The following is a 23,941-nucleotide window of genomic DNA, read 5'->3' on the forward strand; positions in this document are numbered from 1 at the left end:
CCCGGAAGCTCGGGGCAGCGGGCGGCCGGCGTCGTCCGGCCGCCCGGAGGGGCGAGGGGCTGCCGTCAGACCTCCGCCCCGGAGAGGCGCTCCACGCCGCGCAGCAGGGCGGAGTGGTCCAGGCCGCCGTCGCCCTGGGCGCGCAGCGCGGCGACCAGCTGGGCGACCACGGCGCCCACCGGCAGCGCGGCGCCGACCGCGCGGGCGGCGTCCGTGACGATGCCCATGTCCTTGTGGTGCAGGTCGATCCGGAAGCCCGGCCCGAAGTCGCGGCCGAGGAAGTTGTCCCTCTTGCGGGTCAGCACGGTGGAGCCGGCGAGGCCGCCGTCGAGCACGTCGAGCGCGGCCGCCAGGTCGACGCCCGACTTCTCCAGGAAGACGACGGCCTCGGCGCACGCCTGGATGTTCACGGCCACGATCAGCTGGTTGGCCGCCTTCACGGTCTGGCCCGAGCCGTGCGGACCGCACAGCACGATGGTCCGGCCGAGCGCCTCGAGGACCGGCCGGGCCTCGTCGAAGTCGGCCCGCTCGCCGCCGACCATGATCGACAGCACCGCCTCCACGGCCCCGGCCTCGCCGCCGGACACCGGCGCGTCCAGCACCCGCACGCCCTTCTCCCGCGCGGCCCGGGCCAGGTCGACCGAGGTCTGCGGGGTGATGGACGACATGTCGATCAGCAGGGCGCCGGCCCGGACGTTCTCCAGGACGCCGTCGGGCCCGTACGCCACGGCCTCGACCTGCGGGGAGGCGGGCACCATGGTGATCACGACGTCGGCGTCCCGCACGGCCTCGGCGACCGACCCGGCGGCGGTGCCCCCGGCCGCGGCGAGGCGGTCCAGCTTGTCCCGCTCCAGGGTGTAGCCGGTGACGTCGTACCCGGCCTCGACCAGGTTCTCCGACATGGGCGAGCCCATGATGCCGAGCCCGATCCAGGCGATCTTGGGGAGATTGCTGCTCATCGAGGTGCCTCTCCTGCCTCTCTGACTGCTCGAAGACTGCTCGGATCGAGGTGCGTCGGTGCGGTGGTGCGTCGGTGCGGTGGTGCGAGGTGCGTCGGTCCGAGGTGCGTCGGTCCGAGGTGCGTCGGTCCGAGGTGCGCCGGTACGCGGGGAGAGGGGCGTACGCCGCGGGTCAGCGGGCCGCGCGGGCCGCCGCCGGGAGCCAGTCGAAGGTCTGCGCGCTCGGGCGGTCGCCCGGCTTGTACTCCAGGCCCACCCAGCCGTCGTACCCCGCCTCGCGGAGCCGGTCGAGCAGGTCCTCCAGCGGCAGCGACCCCGTGCCGGGGGCGCCCCGCCCGGGGTTGTCGGCGATCTGGACGTGCCCCGTGCGGGCGGCGTACCGGTCGATCACCGCGGGCAGGTCCTCGCCGTTGACCGACAGGTGGTACAGGTCCATCAGGAACCGGGCGTTGCCCAGGCCGCTCGCCTCGTCGACCCGGTCGGCGAGCTCGACGCCCGCGGCCGCGGTCACCAGCGGGTAGTGCGGGGACTCCGGCGCGTTGAGCGTCTCGATCAGCAGGACCGCGCCGATCCGGTCGGCCGCGCGGGCCGCCAGGACGAGGTTCTCCAGGGCGAGGGCGTCCTGGGCGGCCGGGTCGGCGCCCTCGACGCGGTTGCCGTACAGGGCGTTGAGCGCGCCGCAGCCGAGCGAACCGGCGAAGTCCGCCGCCGCGTCGATGTTCGCGCGGAACCGCGCGGACTCCTCGCCGGGCACCGACAGCGCGCCCCGGTCGGGCCCGGGCAGCCGGCCGGCGTAGAGGTTCAGGCCCACCAGCCGGACGCCCGCGTCCTCGATCGCCCGCCTCAGGGCGTCGAGCTCGGCCCGGTCCGGGACCGGGGTGTCGACCCAGGGCCACCACAGCTCGACCGCGCCGAAGCCGGCCGCGGCGGCGGCCGCGGGCCGCCGGAGCAGCGGCAGTTCCGTGAAGAGGATCGACAGGTTGACGTCGAAGCGCTGGTCGGCGAAGCCCATGGAGCGCGGTGCTCCTTCCGTGTCCGGCGGGGACGCGGACCGCGGCCCGTGGGGCGTCCGGCCCGTGCACCCTATATTTCCGTATTGTGGAATTGACTTTCTGCTTAACGGAAGGCTGCCGGTTCGCGCCGGTCGTGTCAAGAGAGGGCTGCCGGAAAAACGGGCGCCCGCAGTAGGTTGGCCGCGTGCGATTGAGAGTGGAGTTCACGACCGAGCCCTTCGACCTCGACGAGCCGCCGCGGCACGCGCTCGTGGCCCGCGAGGTCGTCGAGGGCGCCGAGCTGGACGCCGTGGACGTCGGCCCGTTCGGCAACACCGTGGAGGGCGGCGCCGAGGCGGTGCTCGCCGCGGTCGACGCGTTGCTGCGCAAGTCCCTGGAAGCGGGGGCCACCCGGGTCTCGCTCCAGGTCAACGTGATCGGGGAGGGGAAAGGGTGACCACTCTCGGGGACGACCCCTTCGTCACGGCGGTCAAGCCGCTGGTCGACGCCATGGGGGGTGAGCTGCTGCCGCCGGAGAGGGCCGGCGCCGACGACGTCGTGCTGTCCTGGGAGGGCGCGGACGTCGTCGCCGTGCGCCTGCCGCAGCTCGCCGACTCCCTGGACCACATACTGGCCGCCCTGGAGCGCAAGCGGGGCAAGCCGCTGGCCGAACTGGACCGCAAGGCCAAGCAGGAGATCGTGCGGACGCTGGAGGCGCGGGGCGCGTTCTCCGTGCGGCACGGCGTGGAGACCGTGGCGAGTGCCCTCGGCGTCAGCCGCTTCACCGTCTACAACTACCTGAACCGCGAGAAGGGCGCCTGAGCGGGGCCGCTCCGAGGTGTGCCGCCGTCCGTGCCTCCGGGCGGCGGTTTTCCGTCTCCCGCCGCGGCGCCCCCGGCGCGGGCTTTTGTTACCTCGATTTTTCAACAAACTGTTGACGTGTTCTTCCGCAGGGCGTTAGCTGTCCGCAGCCCGACCGGCACCAGGCCACGGAGGCAGTCGTGACACCGAGTTCGACATCCGGTCTCGACCGGTTCAACGCGCTGGAGGAGCGGGCGGCGGCCGCCGTCCTGCACGAGGTGTGCGCCTCGTCGGAGTGGGGGAGCCGGCTGCTCGCGGGCCGCCCCTACCCCGACACGGACGCGCTCCTCGCCGCAGGCGACGCCGCCGTGGCCGCGCTGACCGGTGCCGACCTGGAGGAGGCCATGGCGGGACACCCGCCGATCGGCCGTCCCAGGCCCGGGGACCCGGCCTCGGCCCGCGAGCAGCGGGGCATGGCCGGCGCCCCGGAGGAGCTCAGGGCCGAGATGCTCGAACTGAACCTGGCCTACCAGGAGAGGTTCGGCCACGTCTTCCTCGTCTGCGCCACCGGCGCGAGCGGCGAGCAGCTGCGCGACGCGCTGCGGGACCGGCTCGGCAACACCGCCGAGCGGGAGCGCGAGATCGTGCGCCGCGAACTGGGCAAGATCAACCGAATCCGGCTGACCCGCCTCGCCGAGGGCGCGTGACCGAGGCGGCCGGCCCGGCCACCGCGGCCGGCCCGGTTCACGCGCGGACCCCGCGGCGGACGTAGAGGAAGAGAGCGCATGAGCACCGACACCACCGCCTCCGTGTCCACGCACGTCCTGGACACCAGCGCCGGCCGCCCCGCCGCCGGGGTCGCCGTCCGCCTCGCCGCCCGCGGCGGCCGGGACGCGGACTGGCGGCCGCTCGGCGGCTCCGCGACCGACGCGGACGGCCGGTGCAGGGACCTCCCGGCCCCGCCGGAGGGCACGACCCATGTACGGCTGGACTTCGAGGTCGAGCCGTACCTGGAGAAGAAGCACCAGTACCAGCAGCAGGAGACGCAGAAGCGAGCCGATGCGCAGCAGGACGCCCCCGCGAATCGGGACAGCGGTGCCGCGGCCGTGTTCTTCCCGGAGGTGACGGTGACGTTCGCCGTCGTGCCGGGCGAGCACTACCACGTACCGCTGCTGCTCAACCCGTTCGGCTACTCCGTATACCGAGGGAGCTAGCAGACATGACCACCTCCTCCCGCCCCGCCCGACCCGTGGTGCTCGGCCGGAACCAGTACGGCAAGGCCGAGAACCGCGTCGTCCGGATCGTGCGCGACGGTGCCACCCACCACATCAAGGACCTGAACGTCTCGGTCGCCCTGTCCGGCGACATGGACGAGGTGCACCTGTCCGGGTCCAACGCCAACGTCCTGCCGACCGACACCACCAAGAACACCGTGTTCGCCTTCGCCAAGGAGCACGGCATCGAGTCGCCCGAGCAGTTCGGCATCCACCTCGCCCGCCACTTCGTGACCTCGCAGGAGCCCATCCGGCGGGCCCGCGTCCGGATCGAGGAGTACGCCTGGGAGCGCATCCCGGCCTCGGACGCGCCGGACGCGGCGGAGACCGGGCACTCGTTCGTCCGCAAGGGGCAGGAGACCCGCCTCGCCCAGGTCACCTACGACGGCGAGAGCTGGGAGGTGGTCTCCGGGCTGAAGGACCTCACCGTGCTGAACTCGACCGACTCCGAGTTCTGGGGCTACGTCAAGGACAAGTACACGACGCTGCCCGAGGCGTACGACCGCATCCTCGCCACCGACGTGTCCGGCCGCTGGCGCTTCAACTGGACCGACGACGCGCAGCAGGCGCCCGACTGGAACACCTCGTACGCGCAGGTCAAGGCACATCTGCTGCGGGCCTTCGCGGAGACCTACTCGCTGTCGCTGCAGCAGACCCTGTACGAGATGGGCGCGCGGATCGTCGAGCACCGCGACGAGATCGACGAGGTCCGCTTCTCGCTGCCCAACAAGCACCACTTCCTGGTCGACCTGGAGCCCTTCGGCCTCAAGAACGACAACGAGGTCTACTTCGCGGCCGACCGCCCCTACGGGCTGATCGAGGCGACCGTGCTGCGCGAGGGCCGCGAGCAGCGCATACCGGCCGACACGACCGACCTCTGAGACCCCGGACCCCCGAACGGCCCACGGAAAGTGGAGGACCAACGATGACCGAGCGCATCGTCATCGAGAACTGCGCCGTCGCGACCGTGGACGCCGACGACACCGAGTACGCCTCGGGCCACGTCGTCGTCGCCGGCGCCACGATCGAGTCGGTGGGCGCGGGGCCCGCCCCGCGGGACGTGGAGAACGTGGTCCGCCGGATCGACGCCACCGGCCACCTGGCCACGCCCGGCCTGGTCAACACCCACCACCACTTCTACCAGTGGCTCACCCGGGGCCTCGCCACGGACCACAACCTCTTCGACTGGCTCGTCGCGCTCTACCCGACGTGGTCGCGCATCGACGAGGAGATGGTGCACACGGCGGCGCAGGGGTCCCTCGCCATGATGGCCCGCGGCGGCGTCACCACCGCCATGGACCACCACTACGTGTACCCGCAGGGGTGCGGCGACCTGTCGGGCGCCGTGATCCGGGCCGCGCGCGGGACCGGCGTCCGCCTCACCCTCGCCCGCGGCTCCATGGACCGCGGCGAGAGCGACGGCGGACTGCCGCCGGACTTCGCCGTGGAGAGCCTGGAGGGCGCGCTCGCCGCCACCGAGGCGACGATCGACGCGCACCACGACGCCTCCTTCGGGGCCATGACGCAGATCGCGGTCGCGCCCTGCTCGCCGTTCTCCGTCTCCACCGACCTGCTCAGGCAGGGCGCCGAACTGGCCCGGCGCAAGGGCGTGCGGCTGCACACCCACGGCAGCGAGACCGTGGAGGAGGAGAAGTTCTGCCACGAGCTGTTCGGCATGGGCCCGACCGACTACTTCGAGTCCACCGGCTGGCTCGGCGAGGACGTGTGGATGGCGCACTGCGTCCACATGAACGACTCCGACATCGCCGCGTTCGCCCGGACCGGGACGGGGGTCGCCCACTGCCCGTCCTCCAACGCCCGCCTCGCCGCGGGGATCGCACGGGTCCCGGACATGCTCGCGGCCGGCGTCCCGGTCGGCCTCGGCGTGGACGGCACCGCCTCCAACGAGTCCGGCGAACTCCACACCGAGCTGCGCAACGCGCTGCTGGTGAACCGTCTGGGCCCGCACCGGGAAACCGCCCTGACGACCCGTCAGGCGCTGCGTCTCGGTACGTACGGCGGCGCCCGGGTCCTGGGCAGGGAGCGGGAGATCGGCTCGCTGGAACCCGGCAAGCTGGCCGACCTGGTCCTGTGGCGGACGGACACGCTGGCCCACGCGTCCATCGCCGACCCCGTCGCCGCGCTCGTCCTGGGCGCCCCGGCACCCGTCACGCTCTCGCTCGTCGGCGGCCGCCCGGTCGTCGAGGACGGCAGGCTGCTCCACGTCGACGAGGAGGCCGTCGCCCGCGCCACGCGGACGCAGGCCCGCCGCCTGGCACGGGCCGCCGGACGGGACTGAGCACCGCCCGGCGGCGGGGAGGCGCGCCCGCCCCGCTGCCGGCGTCCCCGGAGAAGACGCCGACCGCCCGTGCCGGTGCCGGTGCCGGACGGTTCGGTCGCCCGCGTCCGTGCTGGTGATGGACGGTTCGGTCGCCCGGACCCGTGCCGGTGGCGGCCGAACGGACGGACGCCGGCCGTCCGTCGGCCCGTCCGCCGGCCTGTCCGTCCGCCCACCTGTCCGTCTGTCCGTCCGGCAGCCGGCCGTCCACCGGGCCGGCCTTCCGCGTCATGAAGCCGGAGCCGGAGCCGGATACCGGTGGCGCGTTCGCAGCCGGCGGTGGAGCCCCGCCGCGCCCGGCGGCCCGGAGTCCGGACGGGCCCGCCCGCGCACCGGTACCGCGGGAACGGGCGGCCCACCGCGGCCCGTACCGCCCGACAGCCCCGGCCGAGGGGGACGGCCCTCGGCCGGTGGCCGCGGACCCGAGCGGGGTCCGCGGCGGCCGGGCCCGGGGTGCGCGCGGACGTGCGCGCCCCGGGACGGTCCCCACCCGTACGACGCGTGCCCCGGGCCCTCCCGGCCCGCACGCCCGGTCCCGCACGACCGCCCGCACCACCTCCTTGAAACCCGCGCCGACGACGACGCGTACCCGACCGGAGGAGCCGCCGTGGCCGCCGAATCCACGCCCAGCGCCGAGGCAGTAGCGCTTCCCTACGCCTGACGGGAGTCCCGGACGGGCCCCTGCCCGGGGGCGCCGGGTGCTCCGGGGGACTCCGTCAGCAGGTCGCGCACGCGCACGGCCGCCCGGTAGGTGTCCCCGGACGGCTCGGCCGCCAGGGCGCCCGGCGCCCTGGTCCAGCGGTCCTCCAGGGCGAACCAGTCGATCTCCTTCGGCGCGCGCCCGTTCTGCAGCGCGGCCCACAGCTCCGCGAACCACGTCGACCACCGCAGCCGGTACAACCCGCCCACCAGGCCCGACCACTCGCGGTTGGCGTAGTCGCGCAGGCCCGCGTTCGCACCCTCGCGGGTGGCCCACACCGTCAGCAGCGACAGGTTGTCGTAGGCGAGCCGGTCCCGCTCCGCCGCGTCCGCGCCCCAGGCGCGCGCGTCGGCCACCCAACGCCCCGTCAGATGGTCGGCGTCGGTGGCGACCAGCGCCTCCAGCGCGTCGACCAGCGACAGCCAGACCCGGGTCAGCTCCTCGAAGGCGGCCGCGTCCTTCGCCTCGTACGCCGTCCTGATCCGCGGCAGCAGCACCCGGCTGCGGTTGGACAGGGCCTGCCGGGCCACGTCGAGCAGGTCACGGCGGTAGGCGGAGGAGCCGCGCAGCTCCGCGCGGACCTTCAGCAGTTCGTCCAGGGCCGGCTCGAAGTCCTCGGCGCGGTAGCGCAGCTCCTTGGGCGACCAGGAGGCGGCCCGCCGGGCGGTGAGCGAGGGCCGGGCGCCGAACAGCCCGTCGGCGTGCTCGCTCCAGGAGTCCGCGCGCGTCGTGCCGTACGCGGTGCGGCGCAGGACGTCCCAGGCGGCCTCGGCGTGCGGGTCGCGGGCCCCGTACCGCGCGTGCGCCCAGTTCGCGAACCACTGCTTCAGGTCCACGGGGCTCCCGTCCGACCAGGGCAGTTCGGAGAACAGCTCGAAGGCGGCCGGGTTGTTGTCGGCGGCCTCCGGCAGCAGCGCGACGCCGCGCAGCGTGCTGCCCTCCCTGTCGCGCCACTTCGGGTACAGCTCCACCCAGTCGCGGGTGTTGGCGCCGAGCGCGGTGTGCCCGCCGAAGTTCCAGATGGAGCCGAACGCGTACGGCGTGCCGCCCCAGTCCGCCTCCCGGTCGGTGACCCTCGGGAAGCGGTCGGAGAGCCCGTCCACGATCAGCATGCGCGCGTTGTCGACGGCGTCCATGATCGCGGCCGGCGGGTTGCGCTGCCAGCCGAGGATGACCCACACCGCGTCGGGGCGGGCGGTGCGCAGCGCCCGCTCGACGCCCCGCGCCGCCTCGCCGACCGGGACGTCGCCCGGCTTCCCGCCCTCGTGCAGCAGGTCCATCTTGAACAGCGTGGACGGCCCGAACATCTCCTCCTGCACGCGGTAGAACACCTCCCCGACCCGGGCGAAGTGCTCGCCGCGCGGGTCCAGCCAGTCGGGCCGCGGCAGCCCGATCCAGGTGCCCTGGGCAACGGTGCGCGCGCCCGGGTTCCGTTCGGCGAAGCCCGGCGGCACCGTCCCGAACCAGCCGGGGAACACCGGCGTCATGCCCAGCTCGCGCAGCCGGTCCGCGATGCGCCGGCCCAGCGCGGCCCGCGCGTCCAGCAGCTGCCGCGAGACCGGGTGCGGGAACGCCGACAGGTTCTGCAGCAGCCACCACGGCTGGTGGGCCGGGCCCGGGATCCACGCCCGCAGCTCCTCGTCCGCGTACCCGAACTCCTGGAACACCCGGTGGTACAGCGCGTCGGCGCCCGTGTACACGAGCACCTCGTTGTAGCCGTGCAGCGCGAGCACGTCGATCTCGTGCTCCCAGTAGGCCCAGTCGTGGTACGCGTTCGTGTAGCCGTCGTTGGTGTCGTTCAGCGCGAAGCGGTGCGGGACGTCGGCGGTCCGCGCGACCGCCTCGCCGGGTCCTGGCAGCTCGGCCGGCAGCTCCGTCTGCCGGCCCGCCCAGCCGATGTGGGCGTGCGCGACGTGCTTCAGGTACCAGCGCAGGCCGGTGAGCTGGACGCAGGCGGTGTCGCCGCCGAGGGTGACGCGCCCCGCGCGGCCCGCGACGTGGAAGGTGTCGGTCTCCTCCGTCGTGCGGAACAGCAACTGCTCCCAGTGGTCCGGCAGCAGCCGCCGGGCCGCCGCGGTCGCCGCCGCGCCGCCGTCCACGTGGGCCACGGCCTCCAGGGGGCCGTCCGCACCGTCCGTGCCGTCGTCCGGCGTGCGCGGCGTGCACGCGGCGCCGGCCCCCGCCGAACCGGCGACGGCGGAGAGGAAGGATCTACGGGCCATCGGCATGAGCGCCTCCGTTCTCGGGGCCGAGGGACCGGCCAGTCGGGGGGATACCCGCTGGGGCGTGCCTCGACAGCCGGGGGAGCGGTGCGGTGGCGGTGGGCGGGGGACCGGTGGCTCGAATCCGCCGTCCGCGGGGCCGGCCGTGGAGGCGGAGCAGGAGCGGGAGCGGGGCGGGGCTCAGCGGGCCGCGGACGCCCCCGGACCCGCCGGTCCCCGGGCGTCCGACGGGCCGTGTGCCTGCGACGGCCCGCGCGCACCCGCGGCCGGACGCGCGTCCGCCGGCTTCCGCGCGTCCGCCGGTCCCCGTGCGTCCGGCCGCGGTCCCTCCCGGGCCCGAACTCGCGCAGCGCGACGGCCGGGTCGGCGCCCTCGCGGACCAGCCGCTCCCGGTCGGGCCCGCTGACGGCCGGCGCCCCGGGGACGAAGTCCTCGCCGACCGGCCGCAGTTCGCGGTAGAAGGCGGCGGCGCCGCGCCCGGCCGGGACGAAGCCGTCCGCGTCCTGCCGCCCGGCCACGACCGCCCCGAGGCTCAGCATCGAGTACGGGCCCGGGACGGGCCCGTCGGCCTCGACGTCCACGGAGATGTGGAGGCTGGGCCTGATCGCGCGGGGACGGCCGGATCTCGTGCTCACGGGCCCGGGGCATGGCAGGCGGACCCGTACCGCCGCACCTGCTTCACCTGCTTCACGGGCTCCGCCGGCGGTGGCGTCCGATACCGCGCGAGCGGCCGGACTGCTCCGCGATCGGCCGGGCGGCCCCGGGGCCGGGCCGCTGTCGTACCCGGGTCCTATCGTGAGGCCATGGACAGGGACGATCCGCAGGACGTCGGCGCGGCCTTCGGCGCGATGATCCTCGGGGGCACGATCGGCGAGGAGCCGCCGCCGCCCGACTCGCCGCTCGGCCGGGTCAGGGCGTTCACCGCCGAGTACGGTGAGGACGCGCTCGGGCCCGAGCACATCGGGGCGGCACGGGAGGGACGGCCGCTGGTGCCGTGAGGAGCGGGCCCGCGGTCCGTCACGCCCGGCGGGGCGAGGCCAGCAGGTAGCGGGCCCGCGTGCGCGGCTGCGTGTGCTCGCCGACCTGCCAGCCCGCCCGCTCCAGCGTGGCCGCGCAGGCCCGCAGCGCCCCGGCGTCCGGCTCGTGCACGGCGACGGCCTCCGGCTGCGGGGTCGCCCGTACCCGGTAGCCGCCGCCCGCTCCGCCCGTGGCCGGCGGGTGGCCCGCCGCCTCCAGGGCCAGCGCGGCCGCCCGCACCAGGTGCGCGCGCTCCCAGGCGCACGGGCGGTCCGTGGCGCCGTCCGGGTTGGTCATCCGCCGCATCTCCAGCAGTCCCTGCCAGGCGCTGTGCACCTCGCGGGCCCGCGCCGGCCCCGAGCCGGGCGCCTCCTCGCCGCCCACCCGCGCGGCGAACACCCCGCCGCAGGGGCGCTCCCCGGCGGCCGGCAGGGCGGGTGCGGCGGGCTCGGCGGGCGGTGCGTCCGGGGACCGCCCGTCCTGCGGCCCCGCCTCCCGTATCCGGTGGCCCGCCGGGGTGAGGAAGTGGTCGTGGGGCGGCCGGGGGTGCCGGAAGGCGAGGCCGCGCCTGACCAGCGCGTCGAGCTGGGACGGTGTGCCCCGCAGCCGCCCGGTCACGGGCTCGGCGGACTCGATCACCCGCCGCTGAGCGGCGGTCGGCGGCCGGCTCATGGCGCGCTCCTCCCGACGGCGGTCCGGAATGTCCTCCGCGTTCCGATCACGTACTTCGAAGGCTACGACGCGGGTGTGACACTCCGGCCGCGGCTACTGCCGGTATCCGCTCAGGAACCGCCCGATCCGCCCGATCGCCGCCTCCAGGTCGTCCGCGTGCGGCAGGGTGAGGATGCGGAAGTGGTCCGGGCGCGGCCAGTTGAAACCGGTGCCCTGGACGACCTGGATCTTCTCGCGCAGCAGCAGGTCGAGGACGAACTTCTCGTCGTCGTGGATCCTGTGCACGGCCGGGTCGATGCGCGGGAAGGCGTACAGGGCGCCCTTCGGCTTCACGCAGCTCACCCCCGGGATCTCGTTGAGCTTCTCCCAGGCGCGGTCGCGCTGCTCGCGCAGCCGGCCGCCGGGCGCGGTCAGCTCGTGGACGGACTGGCGGCCGCCCAGCGCGGCCTGGATGGCGTACTGGGCGGGGGCGTTGGCGCACAGCCGCATGGAGGCGAGCATCGTCAGCCCCTCCAGGTAGTTCCTGGCGTGCTGACGAGGACCCGTGACGACCAGCCAGCCGGAGCGGAAGCCCGCCACGCGATACGTCTTCGACAGGCCGCAGAAGGTGAGGACCACCAGGTCGGGGGCGAGGGCGGCGGCCGAGTGGTGCACGGCGCCGTCGTAGAGGATCTGGTCGTAGATCTCGTCCGCGAAGACCATCAGGCCGTGGCGGCGGGCGAGGTCGAGGATGCCCTCGACGACCTCCTTCGGGTACACGGCGCCCGTGGGGTTGTTCGGGTTGATGATCACGACGGCCTTCGTGCGGTCGGTGATTCTGGCCGCCATGTCCTCCAGGTCCGGGTACCACTCGGCCTGCTCGTCGCACAGGTAGTGCACCGCCTTGCCGCCCGCGAGTGTCGTGACGGCCGTCCAGAGCGGGAAGTCCGGTGCGGGGACCAGGATCTCGTCGCCGTCCTCGACCAGCGCCTGCACCGCCATCGACACCAGTTCCGAGACGCCGTTGCCGAGGAAGACGTCGTCGACGTCGACCTCCAGGCCCAGGGTCTGGTAGCGCTGGGCGACGGCGCGGCGGGCCGACAGGATGCCGCGCGAGTCGGTGTAGCCGTGCGCCTGCGGCAGCATCCGGATCATGTCCTGGAGGATCTCGTCCGGCGCCTCGAAGCCGAAGAGGGCGGGGTTGCCGGTGTTCAGTCGCAGCACGCTGTGGCCCGCCTCCTCCAGGGCGTTCGCGTGCTCGATGACCGGGCCCCGGATCTCGTAACAGACCTCGCTGAGCTTGCTCGACTGCCGGAACTCCATGCGGTGCGCACCTCCAGGTCGTTGTGATGCTTGGTTTTACCAAGTGGGTGCTTGGAAAGTCCAACAACATGAATAGACTGCGTCGCATGTCACCTCGCCGTAGCTACGACCAGTACTGTTCCGCTGCCCGTGCCCTCGACTCGGTCGGTGACCGCTGGACCCTGCTGATCGTCCGGGAGCTGCTCGCCGGTCCGCGCCGCTACACCGACCTGCACGCGGACCTGCCGGGCGTGAGCACGGACGTGCTGGCGTCGCGGCTCAGGGACATGGAGCGGGAGGGGCTGACGACCCGGCGCAGGCTGCCGCCGCCGGGCGCCGCCTACGTCTACGAACTCACCGCTCGCGGACGGCAGTTGCTGCCCGTGCTCCAGGCGCTCAGCGCGTGGGGCGCGCCCGCGCTGGGCGAGCGCGCGGCGACGGACGCCGTACGCGCCCACTGGTTCGCGCTGCCGCTCCTGCGCGGCCTCGAAGGTCTCGAAGGGGAGGAGGGGCTGGTCGAGGTCCGCCTGGAGGAGGGGGTGTTCCACCTGTGGCCGGGCCGTGAGGAGGGCCCCGTCTACGGGGACGGGCCCGCGCCGGGGGAACCGGACGCCCGGCTGACCCTGGACGCCGCCACCTGCGAGGAGATCAGCCGCGGCACCCTCGCCCTGCCGGCGGCGGTACGGGCGGGCCGGGTGGCGGTGACGGGGGAGGGACCGCTGGCCAAGGGGCTGCGGGAGGGCTGAGGGAGCCGGGCCCGGCGGTCCGAGGAGGCCGGGCCGGAACGCCGGAAGACCTGGAGGCTCCCCGCTCCGGATGCCGGAAGGCCCGCCGCGCCGGGACCGGGTCCGTGGCGCGGCGGGCCTCCCGCCGCTTCGGCCGAGAGGCCGTCAGGCCCCCGGCGGCACCCGTGAGGGGCGGCCCGAGCCGCGCGTCAGCGCGTAGCCGCCGACGCCCGCGAGCGCGGCCAGCACACCGCCGACCGCGGTCCACACCCAGCGGTCGGACCACCAGCCGGAGGACCAGCCGTCCTCGGGCTCGATGGCGGAGAGCACGGCCCCCGGCGCGCCGGAGTCCGGGTCGGACCCCTCGTCCGACCCCGTGCCCGTGACCGCGATGCCCGGCACCAGCGGCTCGGCCAGCGAGCCGTCCACCGCGGCGGACCCGCCGATCTCCTTGGCGTCGGCGCGCACCTCGGCGTCCACCGGCAGGCCCCGGTCGGCGTTGCTGAGGGAGACGACGGTGAGCCGGACGTAGTACGTGCCGGGCAGCGGGTCGTTGGCCCACGGCTCCGACCAGGCGCGCACCGTCCGCAGGGTGCAGGACAGCTCGACGGAGGCCGCGTTCTGCGCCGCCGTCCGCGTCTGCGCCCCGTACTGGCACGCCTGACGGCGCCGCAGCCCGTCGTACACGTCGACCTGCCAGGTCGCGGTGGCGTGCGCCGCGGGCAGCTTCACCGTGGCGCTCACCGTCGGGCGCTGGCCGGCGTCCGCCGGGAACGACCAGTACAGGTAGTCGCCCGCGGCCGCGCGCGCCGTGGCCCGCTGCCCCTGGTCGATCTCGGTGGCCGTACGGAAGGACGTGCCGGCCCGGGTGGGTCCGGCGCCGTCGTCCGACGGGCTCGCGGACGGCGAGGAGTCCGCGACGGCGGGCGCGGCGCCCGCCAGGGCCAGCAGGCCCGCGGCGGTCAGGGCCCGCAGCGCGCGTGCGCCCCGGCCCCGCGCGCTCCGCGCATCTCGTGCATCTCGTGCATCTCGTGCGTCACGCACCATCAGTTGGTCCTCCAGACAGCGACGCGCCAGCGGGAGAGCCAGCCCCACAGCAGGCCCGCGACGAAGCCGACGAGCACCAGGACGCCCAGCAGCCACCAGCCGCGGCCGAGCCCGAACGACGCCACGTCGCCCGCCCCGTCCGGCCCGTCGACGACGTCGACGGTCAGCTCCAGGGGGAGGCCGGGCGTGCTCTGCACGCCGGAGGCGGCGGAGAAGGAGTGCGACACCTGGACGCACACGGTCTCGGCCGCGGGCTTCGCGTCGTCATCGCCGTCGGCCTCGGCCTTCGGGTAGCGCAGGCCGGTGGAGACCACGTCGGTGCGGCCGGTGCCCGTCGCCTCGCCGCGCACGATCTCGCGGCCGTGCGTGGTCACGGCCCGCAGCAGCACGCCGTACCCGGGGTCCACGGCCCGGTCGGCCGACACGCTCGCCGAGACGCGCAGCTCCTGTCCGGCCGGGACGTCCACGCGGTACCAGCGGTCCTGGGCGAACCCCACGCGGTCGGTGTAGAGGCCGGACTCCAGCCCGGGCGCCTTGGCGCAGGTGCCGGCGCCCTCGACGGCGACCGGGGTCACCACGGGGTCGGCGGCCCGGTCGACCAGCTCGTTGACGCGGTCGGTGAGTTCGTCGGTGTGCTCCACCGAGGTGTACGTGCCGCCGGTCGCCTCGGCGATGCAGCTCAGCTGCTGCCGCAGCTTGGTGCTGGGCACCAGGCCGAGGGTGTCGATGGTGAGCCCGATCCCCCTGGCGGCGATCTCGCGGGCCACCTCGCACGGGTCGAGCGGCTGGCAGGTGTCCTCTCCGTCGCTGATGAGGACGATGCGGCGGGAGCCGCCCTCGCCGTCGCCGAAGTCGCCGGCGGCGGCCTGCAGCGCGGGTCCGATGGGCGTCCAGCCGGTGGGGACGAGCGTCGCGACGGCGGTCTTGGCCTCCGTGCGGTCCAGCGGCCCCACCGGGTACAGCTGCTCGGTGTCCTTGCAGCCCGTCTTCCGGTCGTCGCCCGGGTACTCCGCGCCCAGGGTGCGGATGCCGAGCTCGACGTCCTCGGGCGTCGCGTCGAGGACCTCGTTGAACGCCTGCTTCGCCGCGGCCATGCGGGTGCCGCCGTCGATGTCCTTGGTCCGCATCGAGCCGCTGACGTCCAGGACGAGTTCGACCTGTGGCGCTGGTCGGTCCGCCGTTTCGTCGGCGGCGGCCGGGGCCGGCAGTGCGGCCCCGGCCGTCAGGACGGCGAGCAGGGCGCACGCTCCCGCCGCCAGCCGTTTTCTTGTGATCATCGGCGGATCCTACGGAACCGGCGGGCCGCCCTTCAAAACGAGTCCGGGGAGCGGGCCGTCACATGCCGTGCGCGGCAAGGGGATTGGGGACCTCCGTCCACAGGTCGCCCGGCCGCTCCGGCGTCAGCCGCATCGCCGTCAGCGCCTTGGTGGGCAGCGGATCGCCGAGGAGCGCGGCGAGGTCGGGGGTGCGAGGCAGGTCCGGCGCGACCGCCGCGAGCGCCGCGCGCAGGGCCGGGGTCGAACCCGCCGTCGCGCCCAGCGAGCCGGTGACGAGCGAGCCGAACAGCTTGCGGCGCAGGGTCGCCTCGTCGTCCGTGACCAGCCGCCCCGACAGGTCGGGGACGCCGATGCCGTGCCGGGCGAGCCGGGCCGGGCTCACCCGGATGTCCGCCAGGTCGCGGTAGACCAGCCGGACCGGCGCGCCGGCGGGGGAGAGCACCACGAGGAGGTTCTGGCCGTGCGCCTCCAGCGCCACTCCCAGGTCGAGCAGGCGCAGCCCCACCGTCAGCACCAGCCGCGCGAAGCCGGCCGTCCACGCGGCGGAGCGGGGCAGGTCCGTCGTCGCGAGCGCGGCGACCGGCAGGACCTGCTCGCCGGCGCCCGCGTACACCTCGGGCGACTCGCGCACCACGGCCGCCAGGTCCGGGCTGTGCGCGGTCGCCGCCCCGAGCGTGCGGGTGACGTGCAGCAGTCCGTCCAGCCGCCCGGCCAGCTCCTCCGCGAACGCCGACACCGCCCGGGACATGGCGACCGAGTACGTGGAGATGTCCCGGACGGCCGAGGTGAGCCGGGCGCTCAGGGCCGTCTTGACGTGCGGGCCGCCGGGCTCGGCGACCTCCAGGGTGCGCAGCGACATCAGCGGGTGCGCGGTGAGCGCCGCGTCCGCGGCGAGCGGCGCGTCCTTCAGCACGTGCCGCGCCTGCCACGGGTGCACGGGGATCAGCACGTGCCCGCCGTCCCGGTACGGCCACGCGCCCGTCACCAGGCACTCCCCGGCCGGTACTGAGGCGCGGAGGAGCTTCACCACGGGCCGGTGCTCCGGCCCGTACGCCAGCTGCTCGGCCGCCGAGAAGCCGGGCCGGGAGCGGCAGTTGGGGTGGAAGGGGTGGCCGTCGACGACGCGCTGCTCCCACTCCCGCAGGGCCGCGGGCCGCGGCAGCGGCGGCCGGCCAGCGCGCGACAGGGCCAGCGACGCGACGCTGTGCGCCAGTTCGCCGGCGAAGGGGAGGCTGTGCGGCAGCGCCAGCGCCGTCGTCAGCGCGGCCGGGTGGTCGTACACCGTGCCGTCCAGTTCCACTGCGGTGACCGAGTCGTCCGTCGCGTACGGGTCGGAGTGCGGGCCGTGCAGGCGCCGGCCGTCCGCGAGCCGGAGCACCGGGCCGTCGCGTCCGGCCTCGCGGCCGGTGACCCAGGGCAGCGGTTCGTGCACCAGGCCGCGCCACAGCCGGGTCAGCACGGCAGCGCGGGCGCCCGGCAGTCCGGCCGCGTACCGGTCGAGCAGGTCGGGGCGTACGGCGCGCAGTTCGGCGGCGAGGACGGCCTCGGCGGGGGGACGGGAAGGGGACACGGCACGACTCCTGGCGGTGGGGACGGCGACGCGGTCGGGTACGACGTCGGGGATACTGATTGTCCGTACACCGGGGAAAACGGATGGTTCGCATGGACTCCATGCACACCGGCCACTACGTCGGGGCGAGCGCCGACGCGTACGCGGCCGCGCCGCTGCTCAACTGCCTGCTGCGGGAGGTGGGGACGCCCGCGCCGGGACACGGCGGGGAGCGGGTCTTCCGGCTGCCGCCGGACGGCCTGCTGCTGAGGGTGCGCGGCGGGCGCAGACCCGCCCGCCCGGAGGTGTACGACGCCGGGGCCTGGCACCGTATCGGCCACTCCGAGCTGGTGAAGCTCACCGCCGACGTGCTGCGCCGGCACACGGGCCTGCCCAACTCCGAGCTGACCGCCGAGATGCTCGACAGCCGGGACGCCGTGGCGGCGGTCCTCGCCGAGCGGCAGGCCGTGCGGGACCGCAGGGCCGTGCCCGCCGACCTCTACCGCCGCTCGGAGCAGTCCCTGATCACCGGACACCCCTTCCACCCGGCGCCCAAGGCGCGCGGCGGGGGCCCGGCGGCGGCCTGGCTGCCCTACGCCCCGGAGGCGTACGCCCGCTTCTCGCTCGTCCTGCTCGGGGTACGGCAGGACGCGGTGCGCGAGGAGGGCGACCTGCGGGCGCTGGACGCGCTCGGCGAGGCCCCGCCCGGCTACCGGCTGCTGCCCGCCCACCCCTGGCAGCTCGACCTGGTCGGCGCCGTGCCCGAGATCCGCGACGCCTTCGCCGACGGACGGCTGGTCCGGCTCGGCACCACCGCGTTCCGGGCGTGGCCCACGGCCGCCGTCCGCACGCTGTACGTGCCCAGCGCCGACCTGTTCGTGAAGTTCAGCCTCGACGTGCGCATCACCAACGACATCCGCCGGCTGTGGCGGCACGACCTGCGCAGGCTGCGCCGTACCGACGAGGCCGTCACCGCCGGGTTCGCCGCGCTGCCGGGGCGCGCCGCCTGGCTCGGCGACCGCGGCTACCGCACCGCGGACTTCGCCTTCGAGGAACTGGCCGTCCTCGCCCGCGACGGTCTCGGCGGGCACCTCGTCCCCGGCGCCACGCCGCTGCTGGCCGCCGCGCTGGCGGAGGGCTTCGAGGGCAGCCCCCTGGACACGGCGCCCGACCCCGACGCCTGGTGGGCCGCGTACCTGCGCGAGGTCGTGCCGCCGGTCCTGGAGCTGTTCGCCCGCCACGGCGTCGTCCTGGAGGCGCACCTGCAGAACTGCCTGGTCGCCGTGGACGCCGCCGGTATGCCCGTGCAGGCCCTCTTCCGGGACGCCGAGGGCGTGAAGACGCTGCCGGAGACGGAGCGGGCCGCGGGCTGGGAGCGGCTCGTCTACACCCTGGTCGTCAACCACCTCGCCGAGCTGGCCGCGGCGCTGCGCGAGCGGCACCCGGCGACGGACCCGTGGGCCGCCGTGCGCCGCGAGCTGGCGCGCCACACCGCCCTCGTCCCCGAGGCCGCGGACCTGCTCGACGCGCCCGCCCTGCCCGGCAAGACCAACCTCCTGCTGCGCTGGACGGGCGCGGACGGCGCCGCCGCCCGCTACCGGCCGCTGCCGAACCCGCTGCGGCACGCCGGGGCGACGACGGTGTGACGCCCCGGGCGGCCACGCTCCGACGCCCCGCGCGGGGCGGGGACGCCCCGTCCGCGGGGCGGGGGGCGGCCGTCCGTCCCCGCCCCGGCCGGCTGATCTACAGTGGCCGGTGTGCTGCGCGAAGTGACTGCCGTCCGATACGTGACCCCCCTGCGGGCGGGCGGCTCGGTGCCCGGCGTCGTCGAGGCCGACGACCTCGGGACCTACGTCGTGAAGTTCACCGGCTCCGCGCAGGGCCGCAAGGCGCTGGTCGCCGAGGTGATCGTCGGCGAGCTGGCCCGCCGTCTCGGGCTGCGCGTGCCCGAGCTGGTGCTGGCCCACTTCGACCCGGCCGTCGCCGCCGACGAACCGCACCAGGAGGTCCAGGACCTCCTGCACGCCAGCGCCGGGCTCAACCTGGGCATGGACTACCTGCCGGGCGCCCGCGACTTCGACCCGGAGGTCGCCGCCGCCTTCTCCGTCGACCCGCTGGAGGCGGGCCGGGTGGTCTGGCTCGACGCCCTCACCGCCAACGTCGACCGCACCGTGCACAGCTCCAACCTGTTGGTGTGGCCGACCTTCGGCGTCCAGCAGCCGAGGCTGTGGCTCATCGACCACGGCGCGGCCCTCGTCTTCCACCACCGCTGGGACGCGGCGGACCCGGAGAAGGCGTACGACTTCCGCCACCACGCCCTCGGCGGCTACGGGCCCGACCTGCGCGCCGCCGACGCCGAGCTGGCGCCGCGGGTCACCGAGGAGCTGCTGCGCGCGGTCACCGCCGAGGTGCCCGACGCCTGGCTGGCCGGCGAGCCCGGGTTCGCGGCCCCCGACGACGTGCGCGAGGCCTACGTCCGGTACCTGTGCGCCCGGGTCGCGGTCTCCCCGGCCTGGCTGCCCACCGGCTTCCCGACGGCCGAGGAGCGGGAGGCGGAGGAGGCGCGGCGCGCGGCCCGCACCCTGAAGGGGCGGCCCGCCTGGCTCAAGCGCGTCCCCGACCTGCACGGCAAGCCGGCCGCCGCCCAGGACTGGTCGGTCCACCTCGACGAGAAGGGCTGAGTTCCGTGGCCACCGCACACCGTGTCCTGATCGAGTACTGCACCCAGTGCCGCTGGCTGCCCAGGGCGGCCTGGCTCGCCCAGGAACTGCTCACCACCTTCGAGACCGAGCTGGACGAACTGGCGCTCAAGCCCGGCACCGGCGGCGTCTTCGTCGTCCGCGTCGACGACGAGGTGGTGTGGGACCGCCGCGAGCAGGGCTTCCCCGAGCCCACCGCCGTCAAGCGCCTCGTCCGCGACCGGGTGGCCCCGGGCAAGGCCCTGGGCCACTCGGAGCGCACGGGGGCGGAGGCGGCGGAACCCGCGGAGGGGTGAGCGGGTCCCCGCCAGCCCGGGGGCTCAGCCGCGCAGCTGCTCGTACGCGGGCAGCGTCAGGAAGTCCGCGTAGTCCTCGTCGAGCGAGACCGTCAGCAGCAGGTCGTGCGCCTGCTGCCACCTGCCGGCCGCGAAGGACTCCTCGCCCAGCTCGGCGCGGATGTTCGCCAGCTCCTCGGCGGCCACCTCGCGCGCCAGTTCCGGGGTGGCCTTCTCGCCGTTCTCGAACTCCACGCCCGCGTTGATCCACTGCCAGATCTGGGAGCGGGAGATCTCGGCGGTGGCCGCGTCCTCCATGAGGTCGAAGATGGCGACGGCGCCGAGGCCGCGCAGCCAGGCCTCGATGTAGCGGATGCCGACCTGCACGGCGTTGACCAGGCCCGCGTACGTCGGCTTGGCGTCGAGCGAGTCGATCGCGATCAGGTCGGCCGCCGTCACGTCGACGTCCTCGCGCAGCCGGTCCTTCTGGTGCGGCCGCTCGCCGAGGACCGCGTCGAAGGACTCCATGGCGATCGGCACCAGGTCCGGGTGCGCGACCCAGGAGCCGTCGAAGCCGTCGTGCGCCTCGCGGTCCTTGTCGGCCTTGACCTTCTCGAAGGCGACCTTGTTGACCTCCTCGTCGTGGCGCGAGGGGATGAACGCCGCCATGCCGCCGATCGCGTGCGCGCCGCGCTTGTGGCAGGTGCGCACGAGGAGTTCGGTGTACGCCCGCATGAAGGGGGCGGTCATCGTGACCGCGTTGCGGTCGGGCAGGACGAACCTCGGCCCGCCGTCACGGAAGTTCTTGACGATCGAGAAGAGGTAGTCCCAGCGGCCCGCGTTCAGCCCGGAGGCGTGGTCGCGCAGCTCGTAGAGGATCTCCTCCATCTCGTACGCCGCCGTGATCGTCTCGATCAGCACGGTCGCGCGGACGGTGCCCTGCGGGATGCCGAGGCGGTCCTGCGCGAAGACGAAGATCTCGTTCCAGAGGCGGGCCTCCAGGTACGACTCGGTCTTCGGCAGGTAGAAGTACGGGCCCTTGCCCAGGTCGATCAGGCGCCGGGCGTTGTGGAAGAAGTACAGGCCGAAGTCGACGAGGGCGCCCGGGACCGGGGTGCCGCCGGCGTCCACGAGGTGGCGCTCGTCCAGGTGCCAGCCGCGCGGGCGGGTGACGACCGTGGCCAGCTCCTCGTTCGGGCGCAGGGCGTACGACTTTCCGGTGCGCTCGTCGGTGAAGTCGATGCGGCGCTCGTAGGCGTCGATCAGGTTGAGCTGGCCGAGGACGACGTTCTTCCAGGTGGGGGCGGAGGCGTCCTCGAAGTCGGCGAGCCAGACCCGCGCGCCCGAGTTGAGCGCGTTGACGGTCATCTTGCGGTCGGTGGGGCCGGTGATCTCCACGCGGCGGTCGTCCAGGGCGGCCGGGGCCGGGGCCACCCGCCAGGAGTCGTCGGCGCGGACGGCCGCCGTCTCCGGCAGGAAGTCCAGGGAGGAGGTGCGGGCGATCTCGGCGCGGCGCTCGGCGCGGCGGGCGAGGAGTGCGTTCCGCCGGGGCGTGAACCGCCGGTGCAGCTCGGCCACGAAGGCGAGCGCTGCGTCCGTGAGGACCTCCTCCTGCCGCGGCAGGGGCTCGGCGTCGACGATGGCCAGCGGGGACGGCGCTGGTGCGGACATGAGCTGTCACTTCCTTCAGCGGGCTGCGTGCGCGGACCACGCGGACCGGGCCGGGCGGCGGGGGCCGCGTGCGGGCGGCGGGACGGAGGCACTCGGTGCCGGAGCCGCCGGAGCGGTCGCCGACCCCGGAACGGCCTCCGGGAAGCGGCCGGACGCTTCTGGTTAGTGGATAGTAGTTTCCTCATGGTGGAAGTTCAATGGTTTGTTGATGTCGAGACTCTTCGCGTCGACGCACACAGGACATGAGGCGGCGCGCGGCGCGGGGCCCGCGAGGACCCGCGCCCCGGCTCGCTCCAGGTGTCATTCCAGGTGCACCAGGTCCTCCTCGGTGTCGATGTCATGGGCGCGGGCGACGTCCCCGCACTCGACCAGGGCGACGTCCGCCGCGTGCTCCCGCAGATAGGCGCGCGCCCCCTGGTCGCCCACCGCCCCCGCCGCGACCGCCGCCCAGTGGTCCCGGCCGAACAGGACGGGGTGGCCGCGCCGGCCGCCGTACGCCGCCGCGGCCAGCGAGGCGGGCGAGCCGTACGCGGCGAGGACGCGGGCGACGGCCTCGGGCCCGATGCCCGGCTGGTCGACGAGCGAGACGAGCGCGGCCCGCGCGCCCGTCCCGGCGAGCGAGGCGAGCCCGGCCCGCAGCGAGGAGCCCATGCCCTCCTCCCACCGCGGGTTGTCGACCAGGACGCAGCCGGGCAGTTCGGCCCGCTCCCTCACGGTGTCCGCCCGCGCGCCCAGGACCACGTGGATCCGTGCGCAGCCGGCCGCGCGCAGCACCTCGGCCGCGTGGTCGACGAGGAGGCGGCCCCGGTGCTCCAGCAGCGCCTTGGGGCGCCCGCCGAGCCGCCGTCCGCCGCCGCCCGCCAGCAGCAGGCCGGCGATCTGGTGATCGTTGTCGGTCATGTCCCCCTGCATACCCGACCGCATACCCGGCCCGGACCGGGCGCACCGGGGAACCCCGGTGGACGGGCCGGTGCCGTGGGACTGAATTTCGGTCAGTCCGGTGGCGCCGCGGCGGCGAGTGGCGTTTACTGGCCCGCGTCCCCGGCGCCGACGGCGCGCGGGGGCGCTCGCGGGAGAGCGGGTCAGGGGCGTACGCAGGACTCGCGCACGACGGCGTGCGAAGGGGGAGCTGTGGTGCGGATCGTGGGGCAGACGGCGGTGACCGGCAGGAGCGAGGATCCGAGAGTGGTCGGGCTGCGGACCGCGGTGTCCAGGCTGCGCCGCGAACTCGCCGCGCACCCGGCCCGGTTCACCGACCGCGTCGTGGCGGAGGAGGAACTGGCGGCGCTCGCGGCGCTGGCCGGGCACGAGGTCCCGGACGTCCCGCGGCTGCGCAGGTCCCTGCTGCTGATAGCCGGTTCCATAGGCTCGGTCAGCGCGCTGTCCGCGGGCCTCGCGGAGGTCCGCAGCGCGGTCGACCTCTTCGGCGAGGCGCCGCGCCGCTAGCCGATCGGGTGCCGGCCGGGCGCTGGTCAGCGGGACGCCGGCCGGTCGTCCGTGTCGTGCCGCGGGAGCGGTGCGTTCAGGCGCCCGCCCCGCCCGCGCTGGCCAGCGCCTCGCCGAGGTCCGCCGCGACCTGCTGGAGCACGGGGACGATCCTTTGGGTCGCCGCGTCCGTGACCCGGCCCGCCGGGCCGGAGATCGAGACGGCGGCCGCCGTGGGGGAGCCCGGCACGGAGACCGCGAGGCAGCGCACGCCCAGCTCCTGCTCGTTGTCGTCCACCGCGTAGCCGGCGCGGCGCACCTCCTCCAGCGCGGCGAGGAAGCCGTCGGGTGTGGTGATCGTCTTCTCCGTGGCGGCGGGCATCCCCGTACGGGCGAGCAGGGCGCGCACCTCGTCCGCCGGTACGTGCGCCAGGAGCGCCTTGCCGACGCCGGTCGAGTGCGGCAGCACCCGCCGGCCCACCTCGGTGAACATCCGCATCGAGTGCTTGGAGGGCACCTGCGCCACGTACACGACCTCGTCGCCGTCGAGCAGCGCCATGTTCGCGGTCTCGCCGGTCTCCTCGACCAGCCGCGCCAGATGGGGCCTGGCCCAGGTGCCGAGCAGCCGCGACGCCGACTCGCCGAGCCGGATGAGCCGGGGGCCGAGCGCGTACCGCCGGTTCGGCTGCTGCCGTACGTACCCGCAGGCCACGAGGGTGCGCATCAGGCGGTGGATGGTCGGAAGGGGCAGTCCGCTGCTCGCGGACAGCTCGCTCAGACCGACCTCGCCGCCCGCGTCCGCCATCCGCTCCAGCAGGTCGAAGGCGCGCTCGAGGGACTGGACGCCGCCGCCGGAGGCCGAGGACTTGGCGGGGGTGGCGTCGGCAGGGGCGTCGCTGGCGCTGGGCGTCGGCACGGAAGGGTCCTTTCACGGCTGACTGGCAGAGCCGCAGCCTACCGGGGGGAGAGCGACCTCCCTCGCTGTCGTTCCACACCTTCTGGTAAGTGAAATTCTAA

23 protein-coding genes are annotated in these 23,941 nt (G+C 75.0%); 12 read left to right on the forward strand and 11 right to left on the reverse strand.

Annotated elements, in window-relative coordinates; genetic code table 11:
* Window positions 1-65: 65 nt before the first annotated feature.
* Complete coding sequence (locus IE271_RS26870; protein WP_190193019.1) at window positions 66-959, reverse strand: 2-hydroxy-3-oxopropionate reductase; 894 nt, start codon at window positions 957-959, stop codon at window positions 66-68.
* A 172-nt stretch (window positions 960-1,131) separates the two neighbouring features.
* A complete protein-coding gene (locus tag IE271_RS26875; RefSeq protein ID WP_190193020.1) occupies window positions 1,132-1,971 on the reverse strand; it encodes a TIM barrel protein in 840 nt (279 codons plus the stop codon).
* Between the two features lie 185 nt (window positions 1,972-2,156).
* Between IE271_RS26875 and IE271_RS26880 the strand changes: the two genes are divergently transcribed.
* The 6 genes from IE271_RS26880 to IE271_RS26905 all read left to right on the forward strand — a co-directional run bounded on the left by IE271_RS26880 (window position 2,157) and on the right by IE271_RS26905 (window position 6,325).
* The gene (locus IE271_RS26880) at window positions 2,157-2,408 is read left to right on the forward strand and encodes a YkoF family thiamine-binding protein (RefSeq protein WP_190193021.1); all 252 of its coding nucleotides are present in this window, start codon (window positions 2,157-2,159) and stop codon (window positions 2,406-2,408) included.
* On the forward strand, window positions 2,405-2,773 hold the full coding sequence (locus IE271_RS26885) for a helix-turn-helix domain-containing protein (protein ID WP_190193022.1): 369 nt from the start codon (window positions 2,405-2,407) through the stop codon (window positions 2,771-2,773). Before IE271_RS26880 ends, IE271_RS26885 begins: the two co-directional genes overlap by 4 nt.
* 179 nt (window positions 2,774-2,952) lie before the next feature.
* Entirely contained in the window at window positions 2,953-3,459 is a 507-nt protein-coding gene (gene uraD, locus IE271_RS26890) for a 2-oxo-4-hydroxy-4-carboxy-5-ureidoimidazoline decarboxylase (protein ID WP_190193023.1), read from the forward strand.
* A gap of 78 nt (window positions 3,460-3,537) precedes the next feature.
* Window positions 3,538-3,966 (forward strand): hydroxyisourate hydrolase, encoded by a 429-nt coding sequence (gene uraH / locus IE271_RS26895; protein ID WP_190193024.1) that lies wholly within the window; start codon window positions 3,538-3,540, stop codon window positions 3,964-3,966.
* A gap of 5 nt (window positions 3,967-3,971) precedes the next feature.
* Window positions 3,972-4,907 (forward strand): factor-independent urate hydroxylase, encoded by a 936-nt coding sequence (gene pucL, locus IE271_RS26900; protein ID WP_190193025.1) that lies wholly within the window; start codon window positions 3,972-3,974, stop codon window positions 4,905-4,907.
* A 44-nt stretch (window positions 4,908-4,951) separates the two neighbouring features.
* Complete coding sequence (locus IE271_RS26905; protein ID WP_190193026.1) at window positions 4,952-6,325, forward strand: 8-oxoguanine deaminase; 1,374 nt, start codon at window positions 4,952-4,954, stop codon at window positions 6,323-6,325.
* 690 nt (window positions 6,326-7,015) lie between these two features.
* Here the strand turns inward: IE271_RS26905 and IE271_RS26910 are convergent.
* Window positions 7,016-9,292: an alpha-N-acetylglucosaminidase gene (locus IE271_RS26910; RefSeq protein WP_190193027.1), complete on the reverse strand. Its 2,277-nt coding sequence runs from the start codon at window positions 9,290-9,292 to the stop codon at window positions 7,016-7,018.
* 797 nt (window positions 9,293-10,089) lie between these two features.
* Between IE271_RS26910 and IE271_RS26915 the strand changes: the two genes are divergently transcribed.
* Entirely contained in the window at window positions 10,090-10,284 is a 195-nt protein-coding gene (locus tag IE271_RS26915; protein WP_190193028.1) for a hypothetical protein, read from the forward strand.
* Window positions 10,285-10,303: 19 nt separating this feature from the next.
* Here the strand turns inward: IE271_RS26915 and IE271_RS26920 are convergent, their stop codons facing one another.
* Together IE271_RS26920 and IE271_RS26925 are read right to left on the reverse strand one after the other, a co-directional pair.
* Window positions 10,304-10,975 (reverse strand): hypothetical protein, encoded by a 672-nt coding sequence (locus IE271_RS26920; protein ID WP_190193029.1) that lies wholly within the window; start codon window positions 10,973-10,975, stop codon window positions 10,304-10,306.
* A 93-nt stretch (window positions 10,976-11,068) separates the two neighbouring features.
* A complete protein-coding gene (locus IE271_RS26925) occupies window positions 11,069-12,277 on the reverse strand; it encodes a pyridoxal phosphate-dependent aminotransferase (protein ID WP_190193030.1) in 1,209 nt (402 codons plus the stop codon).
* Window positions 12,278-12,363: 86 nt separating this feature from the next.
* On the opposite strand from IE271_RS26925, the gene IE271_RS26930 reads away from it, so the two are divergent.
* On the forward strand, window positions 12,364-13,002 hold the full coding sequence (locus IE271_RS26930) for a winged helix-turn-helix transcriptional regulator (RefSeq protein ID WP_229919581.1): 639 nt from the start codon (window positions 12,364-12,366) through the stop codon (window positions 13,000-13,002).
* A 144-nt stretch (window positions 13,003-13,146) separates the two neighbouring features.
* Here the strand turns inward: IE271_RS26930 and IE271_RS26935 are convergent, their stop codons facing one another.
* Genes IE271_RS26935 through IE271_RS26945 form a run of 3 tightly spaced genes read right to left on the reverse strand, consistent with a single transcriptional unit; the run spans window position 13,147 to window position 16,875 of the window.
* Window positions 13,147-14,028, reverse strand: coding sequence for a hypothetical protein (locus tag IE271_RS26935; protein ID WP_229919582.1), 882 nt, complete (start codon window positions 14,026-14,028; stop codon window positions 13,147-13,149).
* Window positions 14,028-15,305, reverse strand: a complete 1,278-nt coding sequence (locus IE271_RS26940) for a VWA domain-containing protein (RefSeq protein ID WP_190193032.1) — start codon at window positions 15,303-15,305, stop codon at window positions 14,028-14,030. The genes IE271_RS26935 and IE271_RS26940 overlap by 1 nt, the downstream gene beginning before the upstream one ends.
* A gap of 58 nt (window positions 15,306-15,363) precedes the next feature.
* Window positions 15,364-16,875, reverse strand: a complete 1,512-nt coding sequence (locus tag IE271_RS26945) for an IucA/IucC family protein (protein ID WP_190193033.1) — start codon at window positions 16,873-16,875, stop codon at window positions 15,364-15,366.
* Between the two features lie 83 nt (window positions 16,876-16,958).
* Between IE271_RS26945 and IE271_RS26950 the strand changes: the two genes are divergently transcribed.
* From IE271_RS26950 to IE271_RS26960, 3 genes are all read left to right on the forward strand, one after another.
* Window positions 16,959-18,500 carry an IucA/IucC family protein gene (locus tag IE271_RS26950; RefSeq protein ID WP_190193034.1) on the forward strand — a complete coding sequence of 514 codons (1,542 nt, stop codon included), beginning with the start codon at window positions 16,959-16,961 and terminating at the stop codon, window positions 18,498-18,500.
* A gap of 111 nt (window positions 18,501-18,611) precedes the next feature.
* A complete protein-coding gene (locus IE271_RS26955; RefSeq protein ID WP_190193035.1) occupies window positions 18,612-19,535 on the forward strand; it encodes a HipA family kinase in 924 nt (307 codons plus the stop codon).
* A gap of 5 nt (window positions 19,536-19,540) precedes the next feature.
* Window positions 19,541-19,849, forward strand: a complete 309-nt coding sequence (locus tag IE271_RS26960; RefSeq protein WP_190193036.1) for an Rdx family protein — start codon at window positions 19,541-19,543, stop codon at window positions 19,847-19,849.
* 24 nt (window positions 19,850-19,873) lie between these two features.
* Here IE271_RS26960 and aceB read toward each other — a convergent pair whose 3' ends face one another.
* Both aceB and IE271_RS26970 read right to left on the reverse strand, forming a co-directional pair.
* Entirely contained in the window at window positions 19,874-21,499 is a 1,626-nt protein-coding gene (gene aceB / locus IE271_RS26965) for a malate synthase A (protein WP_190193037.1), read from the reverse strand.
* Window positions 21,500-21,799: 300 nt separating this feature from the next.
* Window positions 21,800-22,399: a nucleotidyltransferase family protein gene (locus IE271_RS26970; RefSeq protein ID WP_190193038.1), complete on the reverse strand. Its 600-nt coding sequence runs from the start codon at window positions 22,397-22,399 to the stop codon at window positions 21,800-21,802.
* Between the two features lie 231 nt (window positions 22,400-22,630).
* Between IE271_RS26970 and IE271_RS26975 the strand changes: the two genes are divergently transcribed.
* The gene (locus IE271_RS26975; RefSeq protein ID WP_229919584.1) at window positions 22,631-22,945 is read left to right on the forward strand and encodes a DUF5955 family protein; all 315 of its coding nucleotides are present in this window, start codon (window positions 22,631-22,633) and stop codon (window positions 22,943-22,945) included.
* A gap of 76 nt (window positions 22,946-23,021) precedes the next feature.
* Here IE271_RS26975 and IE271_RS26980 read toward each other — a convergent pair whose 3' ends face one another.
* Complete coding sequence (locus IE271_RS26980; RefSeq protein ID WP_190193039.1) at window positions 23,022-23,840, reverse strand: IclR family transcriptional regulator; 819 nt, start codon at window positions 23,838-23,840, stop codon at window positions 23,022-23,024.
* Window positions 23,841-23,941: the final 101 nt, after the last annotated feature.

This window comes from Streptomyces minutiscleroticus (assembly GCF_014650875.1).
In the GTDB taxonomy this organism is placed as follows: domain Bacteria; phylum Actinomycetota; class Actinomycetes; order Streptomycetales; family Streptomycetaceae; genus Streptomyces; species Streptomyces minutiscleroticus.

What these genes read in the sequence shown, in the direction of transcription:
- IE271_RS26870 (WP_190193019.1), bottom strand. Translation starts at nt 959, where the DNA reads ATGAGCAGCAATCTCCCCAAGATCGCCTGGATCGGGCTCGGCATCATG.
- IE271_RS26875 (WP_190193020.1), bottom strand. Translation starts at nt 1,971, where the DNA reads ATGGGCTTCGCCGACCAGCGCTTCGACGTCAACCTGTCGATCCTCTTC.
- uraH (WP_190193024.1), top strand. Translation starts at nt 3,538, where the DNA reads ATGAGCACCGACACCACCGCCTCCGTGTCCACGCACGTCCTGGACACC.
- pucL (WP_190193025.1), top strand. Translation starts at nt 3,972, where the DNA reads ATGACCACCTCCTCCCGCCCCGCCCGACCCGTGGTGCTCGGCCGGAAC.
- IE271_RS26905 (WP_190193026.1), top strand. Translation starts at nt 4,952, where the DNA reads ATGACCGAGCGCATCGTCATCGAGAACTGCGCCGTCGCGACCGTGGAC.
- IE271_RS26910 (WP_190193027.1), bottom strand. Translation starts at nt 9,292, where the DNA reads ATGCCGATGGCCCGTAGATCCTTCCTCTCCGCCGTCGCCGGTTCGGCG.
- IE271_RS26915 (WP_190193028.1), top strand. Translation starts at nt 10,090, where the DNA reads ATGGACAGGGACGATCCGCAGGACGTCGGCGCGGCCTTCGGCGCGATG.
- IE271_RS26920 (WP_190193029.1), bottom strand. Translation starts at nt 10,975, where the DNA reads ATGAGCCGGCCGCCGACCGCCGCTCAGCGGCGGGTGATCGAGTCCGCC.
- IE271_RS26925 (WP_190193030.1), bottom strand. Translation starts at nt 12,277, where the DNA reads ATGGAGTTCCGGCAGTCGAGCAAGCTCAGCGAGGTCTGTTACGAGATC.
- IE271_RS26930 (WP_229919581.1), top strand. Translation starts at nt 12,364, where the DNA reads ATGTCACCTCGCCGTAGCTACGACCAGTACTGTTCCGCTGCCCGTGCC.
- IE271_RS26935 (WP_229919582.1), bottom strand. Translation starts at nt 14,028, where the DNA reads ATGGTGCGTGACGCACGAGATGCACGAGATGCACGAGATGCGCGGAGC.
- IE271_RS26940 (WP_190193032.1), bottom strand. Translation starts at nt 15,305, where the DNA reads ATGATCACAAGAAAACGGCTGGCGGCGGGAGCGTGCGCCCTGCTCGCC.
- IE271_RS26950 (WP_190193034.1), top strand. Translation starts at nt 16,959, where the DNA reads ATGGTTCGCATGGACTCCATGCACACCGGCCACTACGTCGGGGCGAGC.
- aceB (WP_190193037.1), bottom strand. Translation starts at nt 21,499, where the DNA reads ATGTCCGCACCAGCGCCGTCCCCGCTGGCCATCGTCGACGCCGAGCCC.
- IE271_RS26970 (WP_190193038.1), bottom strand. Translation starts at nt 22,399, where the DNA reads ATGACCGACAACGATCACCAGATCGCCGGCCTGCTGCTGGCGGGCGGC.